The organism is Erwinia papayae (assembly GCF_058241465.1).
In genome coordinates this window covers 754,524-773,537 of record NZ_JBZCHT010000013.1, presented here as the reverse complement: position 1 = coordinate 773,537, position 19,014 = coordinate 754,524, and the positions used below count along the sequence as shown (strand labels likewise).

The window sequence follows — 19,014 nt, the reverse complement described above, 5'->3', positions numbered from 1 at the left end:
GCCGATGTTAAGTTTTTTTGTCAGACGTCCCCGCTTTGCGATGGTGATTGCGCTGGTTATTGCCCTGGTCGGCGGCGTGGCGCTGAAAATGATCCCGGTCGAGCAGTTTCCTGAAATCACTCCGCCGGTAGTCAGCGTCTCCGCGCTCTATCCCGGTGCCAGCGCCCGTGACGTTGCTCAGGCGGTGGCGGCACCGATCGAAGCGCAGATCAATGGTGTCAGCAACATGCTTTATATGGAGTCCACCAGCAGTAACAGCGGCAGTTACCAGCTGACCATTACCTTTGCCAGCGGCACCGATCCGGACATGGCGGCGGTGGAAGTGCAGAACCGCCTTTCCCAGGTGACAGCGCAGTTGCCTGCTGAAGTGAACAATAATGGGATTTCTGTGCGCAAACGCGCCAGTAATATCCTGCTGGGGATCAGCGTGCTTTCCCCGAATCAGAGCCACGATCCCCTTTTTCTCAGTAACTACACCTCCATCCGCCTGCGTGATGCGCTGGCGCGGATTAACGGGGTGGGGGATGTACAAGTGTTCGGCGCACGCGACTACAGTATGCGTATCTGGCTGGATCCACAGCGGATGGAAGCGTTACATATCACCACCGATGAGGTGATTCAGGCGTTACAACAGCAAAACGTGCAGGCGGCAGCGGGCCAGATCGGTGCGGCACCCACCCCCGCCGCGCAGCAGAATACCCTGACCATCAGCGGCGAGGGGCGGTTAATCAGCCCGGAAGCGTTTTCTCAGGTGGTGCTGCGCAGTAATCAGCATGGCGGCACGGTGCGCATAAGCGATATCGCCAGGACCGAACTGGGAGCACAGAATTATCAGGTCAATGCGGCGCTGAATAACACCCAGGGCGCGTTTTTAATGGTCTATCCAGCACCGCAGGCCAATGCGCTTAACGTGGCGAAAGCGGTACGCGCCGAAATGGCCAGCCAGGCGCAGGCCTTTCCGGAGGATATGGCTTATCAGATCAAATTTGATGCCACCCAGCCGATTACCGCCACGCTAAAAGAGATCGGTACGTCGCTGGTGCTGACGCTGATTGTGGTGCTGGCTGTGGTGTGGTTATTTCTGCAAAACCTGCGGGCCACCTTTATTGTGGCGCTGTCGGTGCCGGTATCACTGTTGGGCACCTTTGCCGTGCTGCTGCTGTTTGGCTATTCGGCCAACACCCTCAGTCTGTTTGCCATCATTCTGGCGCTGACCATCGTGGTGGATGATGCCATTGTGGTGGTGGAAAACGTCGAGCGGCTGCTGGCAGATGATGCCGAACTGACGCCTGCGACCGCCACGATCAAGGCTCTGGGGCAGATCGCCGGGCCGGTAGTGGCCACCACGCTGATGCTGCTGGCGGTGTTTGTGCCGATTGCGGTGCTACCGGGGATCGTCGGTGAGCTCTATCGTCAGTTTGCCGTGACCCTCTCGGCTGCGATGGTGCTCTCCAGTGTGAATGCGTTGACGCTGACGCCAGCGCTCTGCGCCTGTCTGTTAAAACGGCGTACTGCCGCGGTGCAGGGGGTATTCGGGCTGGTAAACCGCGTGATTGACCGCGTCCGGGATGGCTATGTCTTGCTGTCAGACAAGGTCAGCCGCTATGCCCTGACTACGGTTGCCATCATGCTGCTGGCGGGTGGGGTTAGCTGGCTGGCTTATCAACAACTGCCGGGCGGTTTTCTGCCCGCAGAGGATGACGGTTATATCTTTGTGAATGTTCAGCTTCCCGATGGTGCCGCGTTACCCCGCACCCAGCAGGTGATGGAAGACCTTTACCGGTTGGTTGAGCAGAATCCGGCGGTGGAGGATGTGATTAACATCACCGGCTTCAGCCTGCTGGGGGGAGGTAACGCCGCCAACAGTGGCTTTGCTATCGTGATGTTAAAAGACTGGCAGGTACGCCCACCCGTGGCGCAGGTTTTGCCGCAGCTTCAGCGGCAGCTGGCCGCTATCCCGACGGCCAGCATCATGGCCTTTGTCCCGCCGGCCATCAGCGGATTAGGCAATGCCGCAGGCTTTGATCTGCGAATCCAGGCCATGGAAGGACAGTCGCCGCAGGCGCTGGCGCAGGTCGGGCAGCAGGTGATTATGGCTGCCAATCAGCATCCGCAACTCAGCCGCGTTTTTACCACCTTCAGTGCTAACGTGCCTGAAATGACGCTGTCGGTTGACCGCGAACGGGCTGCGCTGTTGGGCGTCCCGGTCAGCCGCATTTTCTCCGTATTGCAAACCTCACTGGGTGGTCGCAACGTTGGGGATTTCACGCTCAACAACCGTCAGTTCCGGGTCCAGCTGCAAAACGATCCCGATTTCCGCCAGCGCAGCGATCAGCTGATGCAGCTGACCGTACGCAGCGACAGCGGTCATGCTGTCAGCCTTAATCAACTGGTGACGCTGACGCCGTCCACCAGCGCACCATATATCATGCAGTACAATCAGTTCCCGGCCCTGTCGATCAACGGCTCCGGCGCGGAGGGCGTCAGCTCGGCCCAGGCAATGCAGGCGATGGAGGCGGTGCTGGCGAAGGCGTTACCCGCCGGTTACAGCTACAGCTGGAGCGGCATGTCACTTCAGGAGCAGCAGACCGGCAATCAGGCGGTGTTGATTTACCTTGCGGCGATTATCTTCGCCTGGCTGTTTCTGGTGGCGCAGTATGAAAGCTGGAGCGTACCGCTGGCCGTGCTGCTTTCGGTTATTTTTGCCGCAGGCGGTGCCGTGGCCGGGCTGCATCTGATGGGTTTTGCCAACGATGTCTATGCCCAGATTGGGCTGGTGTTGCTCACCGGGCTGGCTGCGAAAAACGCCATTCTGATCGTTGAATTTGCGCGCGAGCGGCGTGAACAGGGCGACAGTATTGCCCAGGCTGCCCGGCAGGCGGCCAGACAGCGTTTTCGCGCGGTGATGATGACCGCCATTTCACTGATCCTCGGCGTGCTGCCGTTGGTGCTGGCGACCGGCGCGGGGGCCGCCAGTCGGCAGATTATCGGCGTTACGGTGTTTAGCGGGATGCTGGTGGCAACGCTGGTCGGGGTGGTGTTTATCCCGGCCCTCTATCTGCATATTCAGCGTCTGCGTGAGTGGAGCAAAAGGCTGCGTGGAGCAAGATAATGGCGCGGATAATTGAGCGGGAACGCACATTTAACATTATCGTTATGCTCGGAATGCTGGTGATTATTCTGGCCGGATTGCGGGCCGGTGCGGAGATGGTGGTGCCCTTTATTCTGGCCGTGTTTGTCGCGGTGATCCTCAATCCGTTGGTCAGATTGTTGCAGCGTATTGGCGTACCGCGTGTGCTGGGCGTCTCGTTGCTGATTGGGGTGATCGTGCTGGCAGGCGCGCTGTTACTGGCAACGCTGGTCAGTATGCTGAATGATTTCGCCCGTACTCTGCCGCAATACCGTGCGGGAATGCTGGGATGGCTGCTGGAATTGCAGGAGATGGCGGGGCATTTTGGGGTGCCCGTCTCCACCGAGGCACTGGTCACTATGGTGGATCCGAATCTGGCGCTCAATCTGGTCAGCCGGGTGCTGTCGAATCTTTCTGGCGCGGTGTCCGCTATTTTTCTGTTGCTGATGACCGTGGTATTTATGCTGTTCGAAGTGCCGCTGTTAACGGGTAAACTGCAAAATCTTTTCCACCGTCCTTCTGAAAGTATGGCTGCTATCCAGTGCGCACTCGACGGCATCAGCCGCTATCTGGTGTTAAAAACCGCCATCAGCCTGCTGACCGGCGTGGTGGTGTGGCTGATGTTGCTGTCGCTGAATGTCCGTTTTTCCCTGCTGTGGGGGGCGCTGGCTTTCGTCCTCAATTACATCCCCAACATTGGCTCTTTTATCGCCGCGGTGCCGGCGATTATTCAGGTGCTCATCTTTCAGGGAATACCAGAAGGGTTGCTGGTTACCGCAGGCTATCTGCTGGTGAATCTGCTCATCGGCAACATGCTGGAACCCCGACTGATGGGGCGTGGCCTGGGATTGTCCACGCTGGTGGTGTTTCTTTCATTGATTTTCTGGGGCTGGCTTTTTGGTCCGGTAGGGATGCTGTTATCGGTGCCGCTGACCATTGTGGTAAAAATCGTGCTGGAGCAGACGCCGGGAGCAGAGCCGCTGGCCCTGCTGCTCTGCGATGGCCTGATCGCTGAGGATGAGGAACCCCCGCGCTGAGCTGTTGAACAGTTTTCCACGCCCGACGCACCGGTGCGCGGGCGCAGCGGCTATTGCAGCGTCTGATCCACCCGCTGCACCATCCACGGCCAGAAGGGATTAGAAGACTGGCGCATCAGCATATCCAGACTGACGATCAGTACGGAACGCTCACCGCGTGGTGCCAGCCGGCCGAAACTGATGCCAAATTCATTGGGATGCGCTGGCGCGCTGCCATACAGGGAATCACTGACGGGAAAGGGCAGCGCCACATGGGATAAGGAATAGACATCAGCGGGATAGCTCAGACCCAGCGGCTGTCTGCTCAGCGTGGTCGCTCCGGCGGGGGTCGTTTCGGCCACCACGTCACCGCTCAGCGGCGAGGCATTGGTCACCAGGGTGGCGGTATAACGGCGCGGCGTGGGCGGAAGCAACTTTTCAGCTGCCTGCCTGGCGCTGCTGCGCATCAACGGTGACAGATGCACCGACTGGTTAACATCAAACAGTACCAGCTCGCTGCCGTTCGCCGGTAGCAGGTTGTACAGACCATTGACCACCGCAGGGGTGCTCACCGTCGCATCCGCCACCGACTGAAAAGTCAGAACGGGTGGAAGCCGGTTCAGACGTTGATTCTGCCCGGCCTGATGCAGCTGCGTCTGTAAGGCGTTGGTCAGTAACCAGGATTGACGCGCGGCCCTGACCGGAAAGGAGTTGTACTTAAACGGATTGAACTCCGGCAGGATGCTGAGCCATGCCGAACGGGCAAACGCGGGCAGCAGCGAAGGCAGTCCGGCCAGCCCGGCATAACGGGCATAGGGGCTGACGCCAATCATTGGGGAAATCAGAATCAGACGGCTGGGGGCAGGCAGGGCCGGGTCGTCAAGCGCATCGAGCGCATATTTCATCGCCAGTGCGCCGCCGTTGGAAAAACCGATGAGTTGCAACGGTGCGCCGGGCGGAATACGTTGCCGGGCTTCACGCACCGCCAGCCGGGTTGCCGCCATCCACTCCTGCCATCTGACGCGGGTCAGTGCGGCAGGCACCGTGCCGTGGCCTGGCAGGCGAATCGCCACTGCCACATAGCCTTTCTGCTGATAATGAAAGGCTAGATGGCGCAGGCTGTAGGGTGAATCAGTCAGTCCGTGCAGCAAAACCACCGCCCCGCGCGGTATTCCCTGCGGTAACAGCTGATATGAGCGATTCCAGTTGGTGGCGAAATGCTCCGGATAAACCGGGCTGTCCGGGGCATAGCGGTTCAGGATTTCTGGCGAGCCATCGCTGATTTTGCTGCTGACGTTGCGCCGCATCTCGTCAAAGATTTTCTGCTCGTTTTGCAGGTAACCGGCCCAGTCTGAACGGTCTGTCTGGCTGCTGCTAAGTTCCTGCGGGGTCCACTTGTGCCAGGGTTGCAAATCGGGGCCACGCTCGGTTAGCGCAATGCGCAGAATCAGCAACGCGACCAACATTAACAGCACAATAATCAGCGAGCGTATTAACCAGATACGGGTTCTGTTCAGCATTGTCGTCTTGCTCCTGAGCTGTTCGCCTGACTGTAGAGTGATATCCGATAGCGGGTGTTGATCCTGTCATTTGTCTGCGGGAATGCAAAGTACGCACTTCAGCGCTAAATGCAAATGGTTGATAAAGGGTTTAGGTAAGAAAGAGGTAGTTATTTCCGGTTATTATCTCTTAACGTTATGTTTTATAAATGATTGTTGATGATTTTTTTTAGAAATGCTCTTTTTATCGAGGGTTTACATCCCCGTCGGGCAGAATTATAGTGGCGGCGATTTCATCAATGGAGAACCCGATTGGACAGTCACCCCTTAAGTTTTAACCTCTGAGGTAAGCCAACTCCGTTGTTTGCTTGCCGAAAAAAACCGGCGGGCAGTGTTTCACTTCATTCCTGTGTCACATCCCCGTTTTGCTCCTTACATTTTTCCCGCGTATTGCCGGGAGAGGATTGCATTATGAAAGAACCTCCGACCAGCGGCGGGCGATGGCACACAGGCCCAACTGAGCGCGGCTAACGCTTGTAATTTACCGCGCTGTTCCGGGCTATCTGCCCCGTCCCGATCCCCAAAAAAACCAACATCCTCATGCGCAGGAGAGATTCCCCGCGCCTGAACAAAAATAAAATTAAGGATCTGGCAAATGAAAATGCATAACGCCAACTTAAAACTCGCCCGCAGCTTAGCCATTGCCAGCGAGATCACCCAAAGTGCCGACGGCACGCTGGCCCGTCTGAACACCCAACGCCACGGCCTGACCTCAGAAGATGCCGCTGAACGTCTGCTGGAGCATGGTAAAAACCAGGTTGCCAGCGAGAGAGCGCCCCATGCGCTGCTGCAACTGTTCCGGGCTTTCAATAACCCATTTATCTGGGTGCTGATGGCGCTGGCGGCGATCAGCTATTTAACAGATTACCTGCTGCCGCTGCGCAAAGGCGAAGAGACTGACCTGACCGGCGTGACCATCATGCTGGTGATGGTCGCCCTCAGTGGTCTGTTGCGTTTCTGGCAGGAGTACCGCACCAACAAGGCGGCGCAAGCGCTGCAATCTCTGGTGCGCACCACCGCCACGGTTATTCGTCGCAGCAGTGAAACGGCGCAGCCGGTAAGGATGGAAATTGCGCTACAGGATGTGGTGCCTGGCGACATTATCTTCCTCTCGGCGGGCGATATGATCCCGGCAGATGTGCGTCTGCTCTCCTCACGCGATCTGTTCGTCAGCCAGGCCGCGCTGAGCGGAGAAGCGATCCCGGTTGAGAAATATCACGCCGCGCCGGAGGGTGTGGAAAGCATGACCACGGAACAGGCTGACGTGCTGAATACGCCGGGTATCTGCCTGATGGGAACCAATGTTGCCAGCGGCACGGCGACGGCGGTGGTGGTGGCAACCGGTAACAACACCTGGTTCGGTCAGCTGGCGAAATCGGTAACCGGCAGCCGTCCGCAAACGGCGTTTGATCGTGGCGTGAACAGCGTCAGCTGGTTGTTGATCCGTTTTATGCTGGTGATGGTGCCGGTGGTGTTGTTCATCAATGGTTTTACCAAAGGTGACTGGACCGATGCCCTGATGTTTGCGCTGGCGGTGGCGGTGGGCTTAACCCCGGAAATGCTGCCGATGATTGTCAGCTCCAATCTGGCGAAAGGGGCGATTGCCATGTCCCGGCGCAAAGTGGTGGTCAAACGGCTCAATGCTATCCAGAATTTTGGCGCGATGGATGTGCTCTGTACCGACAAAACCGGCACCCTGACTCAGGACCGTATCATTCTGGAGCAGCACCTGGATGCTTACGGCCGCAACAATGAACAGGTTTTGCAGCTGGCGTGGCTGAACAGCCGTCACCAGAGCGGGGTGAAAAACCTGATGGACAAAGCGATCCTCAGTTTCAGTCAGGGTAATCTGGCGGTCAGTGGTTTGTGGCGCTATCGCAAAATTGACGAGTTGCCGTTTGATTTCGAACGTCGCCGCCTGTCGATTGTGGTCGCTGACGAAAATAATCAGCAGAAGCTGATTTGCAAAGGTGCCGTGGATGAAATGCTGGCGGTTGCCAGTCACTGGATGGATGCAGGCGTGCGCCGGGAGCTGGATGCTGCTGCCCGTTCCCAATGGTGTCAGCAGGTCGAAGCGTTGAACCAGCAGGGCTTTCGCGTGTTGCTGATTGCAGAGCGTTGCCTGGGGGATTGCCCGCTGCGTATGCCGCTGAGTAAAGAAGATGAGCGTGAGCTGACTATCTGTGGTCTGCTAACTTTTCTTGATCCGCCTAAAGAGAGCGCCCAGCAGGCGATCGCTGCGCTGCATGAAAATGGTGTGACGGTAAAAGTGCTGACCGGAGATAATGCGGTGATCACCAGCAAAATCTGCCGCGATGTCGGGCTGGAACCCGGTGAACCGCTATGTGGCAATGAAATCGAACGGCTGGATGACGGCGAACTTTCCCGTCAGGTTGAAACCCGGACGATCTTCTGCCGTCTGACGCCGCAGCAAAAATCCCGGGTGTTACAGGCGCTTCAGCACAATGGTCACACCGTGGGTTTTCTGGGAGATGGCATCAACGATGCCCCCGCACTGCGTGATGCGGATATTGGCATTTCGGTCGATACCGCCACGGATATTGCCAAAGAATCGGCCGATATTATCCTGCTGGAAAAGAACCTGATGGTGCTGGAAGAGGGGGTTATCAAAGGGCGGGAGACGTTTGGCAATATCATTAAATACCTGAACATGACCGCCAGCTCGAACTTTGGCAACGTCTTTTCCGTACTGGTGGCGAGCGCATTTATTCCATTCCTGCCGATGCTGGCAATCCATCTGCTGATCCAGAACCTGATGTATGACCTGTCTCAACTGGCACTGCCCTGGGACAAAATGGATAGGGAGTTTTTGCGTAAACCACGCAAATGGGATGCGAAAAATATTGGCCGTTTTATGTTGTGGATCGGCCCGACTTCTTCGCTGTTTGATATCACCACTTTTTTTATTATGTGGCACGTGTTTGCGGCCAACAGCGTGGAGCATCAGGCGCTGTTTCAGTCCGGCTGGTTTATCGAAGGGCTGCTGTCCCAGACGCTGGTGGTGCATATGCTGCGCACCCGTAAAATTCCGTTTATTCAGAGTCGTGCGGCGTTGCCGGTGCTGCTGATGACCGGTCTGGTGATGGTGCTGGGTATTTATATTCCTTTTTCACCTTTCGGACATGCGGTTGGCCTGGTTCCACTGCCCTGGTCTTACTTCCCGTGGCTGGTGGCAACCCTGTTTGGCTACTGTGTGGTCGCCCAGGGAATGAAACAGCTCTATATCCGTCGTTTCGGACAGTGGTTCTGAGGAGAAAAGAATGAAAAATAACAACGTGGTGACCACTATTGTGCTGTTTTTTGTGGCGCTGGTGATTTTCGCTAACGGGCTTTTGATGATTTTAGCGGTCTGAATACCGGGGCGGATAAGTGATCCGCCCGCATTTCATACTTTGAAAAAGCGATTATAAATCAATCGGATTACCGCGTATTCCAGCGCCCCCAGCAGTAAAAACCACAGGCAGAACACTAAGGTATACAGCTGACCCACATCGCTCAGGTGAAAGGTTTCCACCAGCTTATGCGTCAGGCTCAGGCCAAACCAGGGAGCCGGCAACAGTAAGGCGGAAAGAAAGCCCAGCATCAGGGTGCTCATGGGCATTAAAAAAGTCAGAAAAGGGTTTTTCATTGGCATTCCATCCCGGTCAGTGACGGGCATTGTCCGGTAATCTGCCGGTTGGTTCAATCCTGCTGACTTTTACTGGCAGGACTCTTCTTTCCGTTCGGTAAAATTTTCAGGTGATTTTGGACTGTTTTTGACAAAAAAAGCCCCTGAACTGCGCAGGGGCGAATACGCTAACGCGGTAATTCTTTTAGGCTTTTTCTTTCTCATTTACTCCGAGTGTTTAGCATTCGTTAAAAAGTATAGCCGTGGCTATACTCAAATACATGATTTTATTGTCTTTTTTTTTGAAAAAATTCATGGCAGGATGCGTTCTTCATTCAGCTTCTCGTGCTTATTTTTCCCGCGAGATTTGTTCTTTTGAGGCCTGAGCGGAGACTCAGCTATCAAGTTGGTATAACCACAATGAATTTGTATGCAACTCTCATTCTGGCGTTTGGCATGTCGATGGACGCCTTCGCAGCGGCAATCGGTAAGGGTGCCAGTCTGCACCGTCCGAGCCTGAAAGAAGCGCTGCGCACCGGGTTAATTTTTGGTGTGATAGAAGCCCTGACGCCGCTGATTGGTTGGGCTGTAGGGCTGGCTGCCAGCCGCTACGTTATGGCCTGGGATCACTGGGTGGCATTTACCCTGCTGTTTGTGCTGGGTGCGCGAATGATTGTGGAAGGGTTCCGCAAAAAAGAGGTAGTAGAACAAGCACCACAACGACATGGTTTCTGGCTGCTTGCCGCGACGGCGGTGGCGACCAGTCTGGACGCGATGGCTGTCGGGGTTGGTCTGGCATTTTTGCAGGTCAATATTGTCACCACCGCGCTGGCAATTGGCGCATCGACAATGATCATGGCATCCATCGGCATTTTGCTTGGCCGTTTCCTTGGTCCGGTAATGGGTAAGTGGGCTGAGATTTTCGGTGGCGTGGTATTGATTGGTATTGGCGGCAGTATTCTGGTGGAACATCTGGGCCTGCTGGGCTGAGAGAATAGTGAGCAGGTCATCATCTGCCTGCTGATGCTTTTGCTGTTTTAAAGAAATTTGTGATCTGGTTCAAATTTTATTGCTGCGGAAAGATTCGGTTGTTATAATTTTTCCTGTAATAAATCAACAAAATTTGAATCGGAGACGAGATGAAACGATTTTTTAACTATGTTGCCCGTTGTTATGTGGAAACCTTCAGACACGTTCCGCCCGGTGCAATGTACTGAAATTGATGCAGATACCCTCTGTGAGTACGGTCAGGGAATGACCGGGCCAGTCCATCCAGCCACCAGCCACCAGCCACCAGCCACCAGCCACCAGCCACCAGCCACCAGCCACCAGCCACCAGCCACTGATCCCATTTAAAAGCCAATAACATCCCCTCCCGCCATGTCCTGAACATCACAGCTTACTAACCTGAACTGCTTATTCTGACAGTCCACAACGATATGGCTGCTAACACAGTGGCCGGTTTAACCATCCGGGCCAGAGTCTTAAGCGGTTGTTCCCTTCGGTTTTTCAGGTTAATTTTATCACGCTGTTTTTTTGGAAATTTTATTCTCTTACTGGAGGCTGTGTTTAATGTTCAGAAAGATATTACTTTCCGCTGTATTAGCGGGTATCAGCAGCTACGGGGTGGCAGCTTACGCTGCATCATCCACCTCTCTTGGTGACTATCAGGCGATCAAATCCGCGCTGAGCACGGGGAAAGCGGTCAGAATGGTCACCACATTTGACCACTGTGAAGGTCAACGCGATGGTAAGCCGCGCAGTATCAAAATGATCGGTGGTCTGGTGATCGACAGCTTCCTGATCCCTGACGACAAATATATTATTTTTTCTGACTACCATCAGCGGCTGAGTGACAAGGGCGGCTCACCAGAAGTTGAGTTCACGCGTTACAAAATCATGCCGGACAACCACCTGCTTATCGAAACGAAAAGATACTCATCTGTGGCCTCTTCGGGCGCATCGCAACAACCTGGCGGTTTTTCTCCGGTCACCTGGAACTGCAAAATTGGTAGCGACGCACAATTTTATACCGTGTCCTGACAGTCCTCTCTGCCGGTGTGGCGTGGTGTGGAAGCATCCGGACTACCGGCAGGGACAGGGCAGAGGACGTTTTGTACGCTTCGTCTGACAATCAACTTATGGCTGGAAACCCGCGCAAATAATCGGGGTGTGGGTTTTCGGCTGTCGTAGCCGGATGCCGCCGGGTGAATCTCTCACTCTCTCTCCATTTAGCTCCATGCGCTATATTTCGCCGGAAGCACTTAAAGACAGCCCATAATTTGGCTTATATCAGCTGACAAAATTTCGATTAATGCAGTTAAAAGAAGGACTGATAGCGGTAATACGCTGTCCGTTGTATCCGCCTTCTTTATAACTCTCGCTTAAAAACCCGAAAATAATTGTAAAATCGTCATCTTATTCATATTTCGCAATATTATGCTTTTCTTCTGAAATCCCTTTAATTTTATTACTAATATAGAAATGCGATTTTCTCAGGATTACCCTCGGGGAGTAAAATTACATGCTTAAGACTGCAAGGTTATGCCTGTTGTCAGCGCTGTTGATGCCGCTTTTTTTCAGTAGCAGTGCTTCAGCCAGGGGCACTATGTCAGATGCACAGGTAAAACAGGCCATTATTGATGAATCAGTATCGGCATATCCCGGAACCTGCGCATGTCCCTGGAACCACGCCAGAAATGGCAGTGCCTGTGGTCGTCGCAGCGCATGGAGTAAAGAAGGCGGATATTCACCCACCTGCTATAAAAATGAAGTCACTAAAGAGATGATTAAAGAGTGGAGAGCATCTCACTCAGATAATAATTAATGACTCTGCTTGCTGTTGCTCTGTCTGAAAAATTTATCAGGCGTAATGATCATCGCGCAGAAGAGTAAATATCCACTCGTGGTGCCATGAATTTCGTAGCCAGAAGGCATTTTGTCGCTGCTCTTGCAGCCTGAAGGCCATTTTTTCAAGGAGTTTACGGGATGGCATATTTCCTGCCGTTACCGTGGCATTAAGCCGGGTGATACCCCCGGCGGTAAAAGCATAATCACAAACTGTTTTAAGTGACTCCTGCGCGAAACCTTTATCCTGAGCATCGGGCGCGAAGAGAAAGCCCAGTTCTGCGCAGTCTGCCTCACGATGGATATAGCCTGTGATACCGAGCCTTTTGCCGCTGGATTTTTCCCGCACAACAAGAGATAACCAGTGTGCGCTCTGTGGCTGCCACACCGGCAATTTCGCGCTGAATTTGTCGCGGATAACCTGCTCTGAAGCTATATCTGACACGTAAAATTGCACTTCAGCGGAGGTCAGCAGATATCTGTAAAAATCCCAGTCGTCTTCTTTAATCTGCGTGCAGAACAGCCTGGCTGAAGTGAGCAAAAGAGGTTCGGCCAATGCCTGTTTTCCCCTGTCGTCTGATTTTCTATCGCTATTTCAACGGCCCGGGAGATTTTGTGGCGGGTTTACGCTTATTAAGGCCCGCCAGACGCCGTAAAACAGTCCCTTAATCCTGGCTCTGATACTCGTCCCAGGTCGCATTCTGGCAGGTTTGTTGGTTCTGACGTGCGACTTTCTTTTGATCTTCATTCAGATTCATCCACGCGGCGACCACGGTTCTCGCCTCGTCTTCATCGAATGCCGTATCTTCCTGCTGGGGAGACGCCGCGTCACCGGGTGGGGTGAGGGTTTTTAACCGGGCAATATAGCTGTCGGCAGAGCCTGAGGATTTTTCCTGCATGACGATAGTACAAAGGTTAGCGATGTAGCTCTGTGCCGGATCGTCAGTTTCACCTTCAGCATGGGCCGCACCGATTGCTGTTATAACAGCGAGCAGTAACACCACTTTTTTCATACCTGCTCCTTATCAAAGGTAAAAATTAAAATTTATTTTGCGCCTGTAACGGCGAGCACTCCAGGCACCTCGTGGTCAGGATTTTGCCTGAATCAGAACACGACTTCATGCAGGATCGAACAATTGAAGCAATTTTTTACCGTTCAGGCCTGGTGGAACAGGCAATGGCTGGCTGGCACAGTCCGGGGTTAACCGGTTTTGACAGGATGAGTCAGAAGCAGAGCAAAAACTCTCCACATCCCGCAGGACGTGGAGAAAAAATCTTATTCCGGCATTGCGGAAGAGTGGTGAGTAGAGATTAACCACTTTTCGCCGTTCCAGCTGTAGGTGAAGGTATAACGTGCTGCGGCTTTGCTGCCGTCTCCAAAGGTGAAGGTATAGGTGCCGGTATCGATGGCTTTGTTGCAGCCGATGCGAACCGTTCGGCTGTCAATGTGCCCGACGGGTTTTTTAGCCAGGAATTTCTTGAAGTAATCGATTCGTTCTTCGTCAGTGAGGCGAACCTTATCAGATAATGTTGGTAGCAACACGGCGTCTGACAGGTAATTTTCTGATACCGTTTTTGCATCCCCGGTTTTCAGAGAGCCGTTCCAGCGGTCAAACATGGCAGCCACTTCAGACTCAGTCATCTTAACGCACGGCGTATTTTCCTGAGCAAAAGCAACAGAAGAGGTCAGTACTCCGGCAACCATAAGTCCAATAATTCCAGCTTTCATTGCGTTATCTCCTTGGTGATTAATGACCAGAAGATAACACGGAATATTAAATGGTAATTAAATAGATATTCTTAATTTTCAATATTTCTTTTTATTTAAAATAAGTCTTTTATTTGTTATTTTTTCTGATTTTTTTATATCTCATAAAATTAATGCATGTGGTTTAATCTTCAGTTTTTCTGATATATAAACGTAATTATACTTAAATTTACTCGTGGCAGAGATTTATCTTATTTGTTTTTTGTAGGATGCCTTCAGGTTAATTGCTGAGGGTAACATGATGAAAAATAATTTGATTATAGGTTTTGTCGCGTGCTCGCTTTCCCTGCCAGCTTTTGCTGCCGTCTCAGTCAATCAGTATGAGGCTCAGGGTTTAACAAAGATGGGTGTGGTCAGTCTGAGCACTTTCAGAGGCAGCCCAAATGAGGCGATGGAGGCCATCCGGGAAAAAGCAATAAATGCGGGTGCCGAACGCTATCGTATTACCAGTTTTGATACGCCGGGCGACTCCAGTTTTATCAGAGCAACGGCCGTAATTTATCGCGATTAAAATACCCCCTTCACCAGGAAAATATTAATGAAGGGGGCAACTGAACAGCTGTGAATATTATCACAGCTGATTAAATTTAAATCAGGCGTGAATAAGCTGTCTGACCCAGGCAACAATCTCTGCATCTTTACCCTGTTCGAACAGACACTGCTGGAAGCGCTTGCCGCCCACTGCCGTTTTGACCAGTTCAGGATCGATGGCGCGCAAGGTATCCAGATAGTTATCTTTGATTACCGCACTTTTAACCTGGTTCAACAGCCCGGCATTACGAACCTGCGGCTCTTTACGATCGACCGGATATCCTTCGCCCCTCCGGCCGGTAAAGGCTTTTTCGAAGATATAGCGAACATTCAGCTCGGCTCCCCAACCAAAGCCTTTGGCAAAGGGCAGCGAAAGCGCATTGCCGTTATTGATCTGGGCGAAAAGAAAAGCATCCGCCGGCTCGATACAGTAACCACAGACCACGCCAGGATGGATATTGAGTGACATCAGCGCACCCTGGCCTGTGCCACAACCCGTCACCACAAAATCCACCGCCTTAGCGTTGAGTAAAATGCTGGCCATAATGCCAAGATGGATATACGTCAGGTGGTGATCCTGTTCATCGCTCATTCCGACGTTATATACCGCATCGTGGTTATCTTTAGCTACAGCCTGCAACTGTTCCAACACCGTGGCATTTTTTGCTGCCTGGCTGTTTTCCATCATCAGTGCAATATTCATGTTCTCTCCTGCATTAAGCATTGAGTCGTTAAAAGGTCCGGGGGTCAGCGCGCCAGCCAGCCGCCGTCCACCGCGAGGGTATAGCCGTTTATATAGTCAGAAGCCCTGGAGGCGAGAAACACCACCGGGGCGGCTAAATCTTCAGGCTGTCCCCAGCGCCCGGCGGGAATTCGGGACAAAATTTCCTCACTGCGCGTTTCATCTTTACGCAGCTTTTCTGTGTTGTTGGTGGCGAAGTAACCCGGAGCCAGCGCGTTAACGTTGATGTGGTATTTAGCCCATTCGTTAGCCAGCTCGCGCGTCAATCCCATCACTGCGCTTTTTGACGCAGTATAGGAGGGAACCCGGATGCCGCCCTGAAATGAGAGCATGGAGGCAATGTTGATAATTTTGCCGCCGCTGCCCTGAGCGATAAACTGGCGTGCCACCCGTTGTGATAAGAAAAACATTGTCTTGATGTTGACGTTCATCACATCGTCCCAGTCCTGTTCACTGAAATCCACCGCGTCTTCGCGACGGATAATGCCAGCGTTGTTCACCAGGATATCGATGCGCCCCATTTCGTCTACCGCACGTTCCAACAGGGAGGAGAGTTGATCCTGCCTCATCAGGTCGGCCCTCAGGCTGAGAAAACGACGTCCCAGCGCGTTGACTTCCACCGCTGTTTCCACCGGCTCACTGCGGTTGATCGCCACAATGTCACAGCCTGCCTGTGCCAGACCTGTTGCCATGCTTTTCCCTAAGCCGGTATTGCATCCGGTGACGATGGCCACCTTTCCGTGAAGAGAAAAATCATCAAGAATCATGCGGTTTCCTTATTCAGAGATAGGCGTGCAGATACTCCACCAGACAAAGGATCGCCATCGCCTGGCCGTAAGGCATCGAGGTGAGCGGTATCTGGCGGTAGAATTCAAGATCTTTGCCCATGCCGGTTCCGAAGGAGACCTGAGTCAGTTCGCCATCGTCATTGATGCGTGCGATCAGCCCCTTCAGTGCCTTCTCTGCTACGGCGACATAGCGCGGGTCGGCATAGTGGCGACGTGCCGCTTTCAGCATACCGAACGCAAAGCCAGCGGTTGCTGAGGCTTCGAGATAGGAATGGGGATCGTCAAGCAGCGTATGCCACAGGCCGCTGTCATCCTGGCATTGCTCCAGTGCAGCCAGCTGGCAGGCCAGCACCTGTTGCAGGAAGCGGCGCGTGGCATCGTTTTCCGGCAGGTCCAGCAACTCCAGGAATTCCGGAATAACGATGGTCAGCCAGCTGTTACCCCGCGCCCAGCGGGCGTTGGCAAAGTTATGGTGACCGTCGAATGTCCAGCCGTGAAACCACAACCCGGTTTCTTTATCCATCAGATGCTGGGTATGCAGCATAAACTGATATTTTGCTTCTTCGATGTACTCTGGACGATTCAACAGCTTGCCAATTTTTGCCAGCGGCAGCACGGTCATCATCAGGGTGTCATCCCATAGCTGCTGGTGATTCTCTTCAGCCAGGGTGATGTGCTGCAAGCCTGCCAGTTCGGTGCGCGGCATGGCGTGCATAATCCAGTCTGCCCAGCTTTCCAGGTAAGGCAACCAACGTGGATCGCGCGTCTCTTCATAGCGATACGCCAGCGTCAGGAAGGGACAAACTGTATTGACGTTCCGCGTGGTCGAGCCCTCGGCAAATCTGTCACTAAACCAGTCGTCGACAATCTGCCGCAGACGATCGTCGCCGGTTAACCGGTAATACTGGTGGATACCATACAGGCCAACGCCGTGGGTCCATTCCCAGCCAGCCCAGCCTTTGGTATCGATCACCCTGCCGTCGTCGAGACGCAACAGAAATTCGCCGGTTTCATCGGTAATATTGACCAGGTTATCCACCAGCTTATTAATCAGCCGATGCAGTTCCCCTCTTTCGATAAACCGCTCTGGCTGTCGCAGCAGCGGGCTGTGTTTTACCGGATATACCACCATCATGCACTATCCTCTGAATCTACTAAAGTTGGCCAGGACGGGATAAGTTGTCGCTGGCATTTTTTACTGTTGCCTCAGCCGCTTTGGCGGACAGCGTTTTGGCTGCCGGTTTGTCGCGGTTGAGAAACCCAATATTGTTGTTTCCCCACAGTGACTCGTATGGCATACCGGCAAGCATCTCCAGCGTGGCGCGTGCCAGGGGGGTAATGTCGTTGGGAACGATGTCGCCTGCCACCCGCATTTTTTCTGCTTCATTACGCAGAATCTGGTGTGTTTGCAGGTTTAATTTGAAACGTAAAGAGATGAGGAAGCCCATCAGCAGTACCAGCAGTGTTCCCACACAAAGAATGGCCAGAATGGTATGGCTGACGGTGCTGTTTTGCTCACTGCTGCCGGTGACAAAGCCCGACAGCTGCATCAAAATGCCCACCAGCATGACGGCTCCCGCCTGAGAGGCTTTGCGCGTCAGCGTCATCACCCCGGCAAAAATGCCTTCGCGGCGCTGGCCGGTGATCACTTCATCCACATCAGAGATGTAGGTGTAGATATTCCAGGGCACATAGTTGATGCCCCCACGTCCCAGACCTGCTACGGCCGAGATCAGCAGCAGCAGTGAGAACACATCGCTCATTCCCGCGTAGTAAAGTACGCCATAGGAGAAAGCGCTGAGGCCAAACAGCACCACGACAATCCGGTAAGAGGGGGCTGGTCCGAAGCGAATGCACAGTGGGATCATGCCGATAACGGCAACAAATTGCAGAATCGCCATCGTGCCCATCAGATTGGAGGCGACGGTGGCGCTCTGCATCAGTACAAACACCACGTAGTAGGTAAACACGGCGTTAAACACGTCCTGGGCGATATAGCCGCCAAGAGACATCCCCAGATGCTGACGGAAGATGCGGATGCGCAGCGTGGAGAACAGATCAACCTTCAGACGATGCAGGCTCTGACCCAGCGTCAGTTTTTGTTGTTCATCGGCCAGTGCGGCGGCGGATTTCTTCTCTGCCGGCCGTTCCCAGGTGTAGAGATAGACCAGGGTCAGAACCAGCGCACAAAGTATTGAGAACACCAGGCTGGAATAAAAGAAGGATAAAGGATTATCTTTGCCGAAATAGCTGAGCAGAATACCTGGTAAAAATGCGGCCAGGATAGCCGAAAGCTGCGCCAGCGCAATGCGTGCGCCAGAAAATTTGGTTTTCTCTTTAAAGTCATCGGTCATTTCCGGCACCAGGGTTTCATAAGGCACCAGAATCGAGGTGTAGACCACTTCAAAGATCAGATAGGTCAGCAGGTAATAGACATAGGTCATATCGCCGACCCACATCAGACTGTAGCTGAACACCAACGGAATACCGATAAGAATAAAGAACTTACGTCGGCCGAAGCGTTTGCCGAGCCGGGTTGCACCGAAATGGTCGGTCAGATAGCCCATCAGCGGGCTGACCACGCCATCTACAATACGGGCCATCGCAAAGATGGAGGTTGCCTGGATGGGACTTAAACCACAAAAGGTGGTGTAAAAATACAACAGCCAGGCTGAAGTTAATGCCATCGTTCCGGCGCCGAGAAAATCTCCCGATCCATAAGCCAGATAGTTGAGCATTCCAGGTTTACGTGTCGTCATAGTATTCATCCTGATTAGCCTATATACACGCCCGGCGAGATGTCGGGGGAAGTGGGTAAAGTAGAAGGATGAAGGGAGGAAAACCTTTGCGATTCTGCCAACAGTGAAGGGGCAATGGCGGTAGAAGGAAGAAAATACCGGACAGCTTCACTAATTTAATAAAATATCGTTTCATTTTTATTGAATTTGCATCCCTGCAATTTTACCGATCTCCAGTTGCTATAATCTGTTGTCGAGAATTTTTTA

General features: G+C 53.2%; 17 protein-coding genes. 8 read left to right on the top strand and 9 right to left on the bottom strand.

Annotation, left to right across the window (positions count from 1 at the left end):
• Positions 1-4 precede the first annotated feature (4 nt).
• Positions 5-3,112, top strand: a complete 3,108-nt coding sequence (locus AC3RPL_RS19715) for an efflux RND transporter permease subunit (RefSeq protein WP_490741257.1) — start codon at positions 5-7, stop codon at positions 3,110-3,112.
• Positions 3,112-4,167 carry an AI-2E family transporter gene (locus AC3RPL_RS19710; RefSeq protein ID WP_490741256.1) on the top strand — a complete coding sequence of 352 codons (1,056 nt, stop codon included), beginning with the start codon at positions 3,112-3,114 and terminating at the stop codon, positions 4,165-4,167. Before AC3RPL_RS19715 ends, AC3RPL_RS19710 begins: the two co-directional genes overlap by 1 nt.
• 50 nt (positions 4,168-4,217) lie before the next feature.
• On the opposite strand, the gene AC3RPL_RS19705 is transcribed toward AC3RPL_RS19710, so the two are convergent.
• Positions 4,218-5,666: an alpha/beta hydrolase gene (locus AC3RPL_RS19705; RefSeq protein ID WP_490741254.1), complete on the bottom strand. Its 1,449-nt coding sequence runs from the start codon at positions 5,664-5,666 to the stop codon at positions 4,218-4,220.
• A gap of 634 nt (positions 5,667-6,300) precedes the next feature.
• Here AC3RPL_RS19705 and mgtA point away from each other — a divergent pair.
• Positions 6,301-8,976: a magnesium-translocating P-type ATPase gene (gene mgtA, locus AC3RPL_RS19700; RefSeq protein WP_490741253.1), complete on the top strand. Its 2,676-nt coding sequence runs from the start codon at positions 6,301-6,303 to the stop codon at positions 8,974-8,976.
• A gap of 135 nt (positions 8,977-9,111) precedes the next feature.
• Here mgtA and AC3RPL_RS19695 read toward each other — a convergent pair whose 3' ends face one another.
• Positions 9,112-9,354 (bottom strand): DUF1158 family protein, encoded by a 243-nt coding sequence (locus tag AC3RPL_RS19695; RefSeq protein ID WP_490741252.1) that lies wholly within the window; start codon positions 9,352-9,354, stop codon positions 9,112-9,114.
• A gap of 399 nt (positions 9,355-9,753) precedes the next feature.
• Between AC3RPL_RS19695 and mntP the strand changes: the two genes are divergently transcribed.
• The 4 genes from mntP to AC3RPL_RS19675 all read left to right on the top strand — a co-directional run bounded on the left by mntP (position 9,754) and on the right by AC3RPL_RS19675 (position 12,160).
• Positions 9,754-10,323, top strand: a complete 570-nt coding sequence (mntP, locus tag AC3RPL_RS19690) for a manganese efflux pump MntP (protein WP_490741251.1) — start codon at positions 9,754-9,756, stop codon at positions 10,321-10,323.
• Positions 10,324-10,472: 149 nt separating this feature from the next.
• Entirely contained in the window at positions 10,473-10,550 is a 78-nt protein-coding gene (locus tag AC3RPL_RS19685; RefSeq protein WP_490499193.1) for a hypothetical protein, read from the top strand.
• 355 nt (positions 10,551-10,905) lie between these two features.
• Positions 10,906-11,376 carry a VirK family protein gene (locus AC3RPL_RS19680; protein ID WP_490741250.1) on the top strand — a complete coding sequence of 157 codons (471 nt, stop codon included), beginning with the start codon at positions 10,906-10,908 and terminating at the stop codon, positions 11,374-11,376.
• A gap of 523 nt (positions 11,377-11,899) precedes the next feature.
• Positions 11,900-12,160 carry a hypothetical protein gene (locus AC3RPL_RS19675; protein ID WP_490742100.1) on the top strand — a complete coding sequence of 87 codons (261 nt, stop codon included), beginning with the start codon at positions 11,900-11,902 and terminating at the stop codon, positions 12,158-12,160.
• A gap of 36 nt (positions 12,161-12,196) precedes the next feature.
• Here AC3RPL_RS19675 and AC3RPL_RS19670 read toward each other — a convergent pair whose 3' ends face one another.
• The 3 genes from AC3RPL_RS19670 to AC3RPL_RS19660 form a co-directional block, all read right to left on the bottom strand.
• Entirely contained in the window at positions 12,197-12,736 is a 540-nt protein-coding gene (locus AC3RPL_RS19670; protein ID WP_490741249.1) for a GNAT family N-acetyltransferase, read from the bottom strand.
• A 109-nt stretch (positions 12,737-12,845) separates the two neighbouring features.
• Positions 12,846-13,193, bottom strand: a complete 348-nt coding sequence (locus AC3RPL_RS19665; RefSeq protein ID WP_490741248.1) for a hypothetical protein — start codon at positions 13,191-13,193, stop codon at positions 12,846-12,848.
• A gap of 263 nt (positions 13,194-13,456) precedes the next feature.
• Entirely contained in the window at positions 13,457-13,909 is a 453-nt protein-coding gene (locus tag AC3RPL_RS19660) for an SgcJ/EcaC family oxidoreductase (protein WP_490741247.1), read from the bottom strand.
• 277 nt (positions 13,910-14,186) lie between these two features.
• On the opposite strand from AC3RPL_RS19660, the gene AC3RPL_RS19655 reads away from it, so the two are divergent.
• Positions 14,187-14,459 carry a YdgH/BhsA/McbA family protein gene (locus tag AC3RPL_RS19655; protein ID WP_490741246.1) on the top strand — a complete coding sequence of 91 codons (273 nt, stop codon included), beginning with the start codon at positions 14,187-14,189 and terminating at the stop codon, positions 14,457-14,459.
• Between the two features lie 81 nt (positions 14,460-14,540).
• On the opposite strand, the gene AC3RPL_RS19650 is transcribed toward AC3RPL_RS19655, so the two are convergent.
• The 4 genes from AC3RPL_RS19650 to AC3RPL_RS19635 are packed head-to-tail and all read right to left on the bottom strand — an operon-like array spanning position 14,541 to position 18,768.
• Positions 14,541-15,182, bottom strand: coding sequence for an RpiB/LacA/LacB family sugar-phosphate isomerase (locus AC3RPL_RS19650; RefSeq protein WP_490741245.1), 642 nt, complete (start codon positions 15,180-15,182; stop codon positions 14,541-14,543).
• A gap of 44 nt (positions 15,183-15,226) precedes the next feature.
• Entirely contained in the window at positions 15,227-15,988 is a 762-nt protein-coding gene (gene kduD, locus AC3RPL_RS19645; RefSeq protein ID WP_490741244.1) for a 2-dehydro-3-deoxy-D-gluconate 5-dehydrogenase KduD, read from the bottom strand.
• Positions 15,989-16,001: 13 nt separating this feature from the next.
• Entirely contained in the window at positions 16,002-17,141 is a 1,140-nt protein-coding gene (gene bglB / locus AC3RPL_RS19640; protein WP_034934708.1) for a beta-galactosidase BglB, read from the bottom strand.
• 22 nt (positions 17,142-17,163) lie between these two features.
• Complete coding sequence (locus AC3RPL_RS19635; protein WP_490741243.1) at positions 17,164-18,768, bottom strand: MFS transporter; 1,605 nt, start codon at positions 18,766-18,768, stop codon at positions 17,164-17,166.
• Between the last annotated feature and the right edge of the window lie 246 nt (positions 18,769-19,014).

Coding starts and splice junctions, on each gene's coding strand:
- AC3RPL_RS19655 (WP_490741246.1), top strand. CDS start 14,187: ATGATGAAAAATAATTTGATTATAGGTTTTGTCGCGTGCTCGCTTTCC.
- bglB (WP_034934708.1), bottom strand. CDS start 17,141: ATGGTGGTATATCCGGTAAAACACAGCCCGCTGCTGCGACAGCCAGAG.
- AC3RPL_RS19715 (WP_490741257.1), top strand. CDS start 5: ATGTTAAGTTTTTTTGTCAGACGTCCCCGCTTTGCGATGGTGATTGCG.
- AC3RPL_RS19705 (WP_490741254.1), bottom strand. CDS start 5,666: ATGCTGAACAGAACCCGTATCTGGTTAATACGCTCGCTGATTATTGTG.
- mgtA (WP_490741253.1), top strand. CDS start 6,301: ATGAAAATGCATAACGCCAACTTAAAACTCGCCCGCAGCTTAGCCATT.
- mntP (WP_490741251.1), top strand. CDS start 9,754: ATGAATTTGTATGCAACTCTCATTCTGGCGTTTGGCATGTCGATGGAC.
- AC3RPL_RS19710 (WP_490741256.1), top strand. CDS start 3,112: ATGGCGCGGATAATTGAGCGGGAACGCACATTTAACATTATCGTTATG.
- AC3RPL_RS19685 (WP_490499193.1), top strand. CDS start 10,473: ATGAAACGATTTTTTAACTATGTTGCCCGTTGTTATGTGGAAACCTTC.
- AC3RPL_RS19665 (WP_490741248.1), bottom strand. CDS start 13,193: ATGAAAAAAGTGGTGTTACTGCTCGCTGTTATAACAGCAATCGGTGCG.
- AC3RPL_RS19680 (WP_490741250.1), top strand. CDS start 10,906: ATGTTCAGAAAGATATTACTTTCCGCTGTATTAGCGGGTATCAGCAGC.
- AC3RPL_RS19695 (WP_490741252.1), bottom strand. CDS start 9,354: ATGAAAAACCCTTTTCTGACTTTTTTAATGCCCATGAGCACCCTGATG.
- AC3RPL_RS19635 (WP_490741243.1), bottom strand. CDS start 18,768: ATGACGACACGTAAACCTGGAATGCTCAACTATCTGGCTTATGGATCG.
- AC3RPL_RS19650 (WP_490741245.1), bottom strand. CDS start 15,182: ATGAATATTGCACTGATGATGGAAAACAGCCAGGCAGCAAAAAATGCC.
- AC3RPL_RS19660 (WP_490741247.1), bottom strand. CDS start 13,909: ATGAAAGCTGGAATTATTGGACTTATGGTTGCCGGAGTACTGACCTCT.
- AC3RPL_RS19675 (WP_490742100.1), top strand. CDS start 11,900: ATGCCGCTTTTTTTCAGTAGCAGTGCTTCAGCCAGGGGCACTATGTCA.
- kduD (WP_490741244.1), bottom strand. CDS start 15,988: ATGATTCTTGATGATTTTTCTCTTCACGGAAAGGTGGCCATCGTCACC.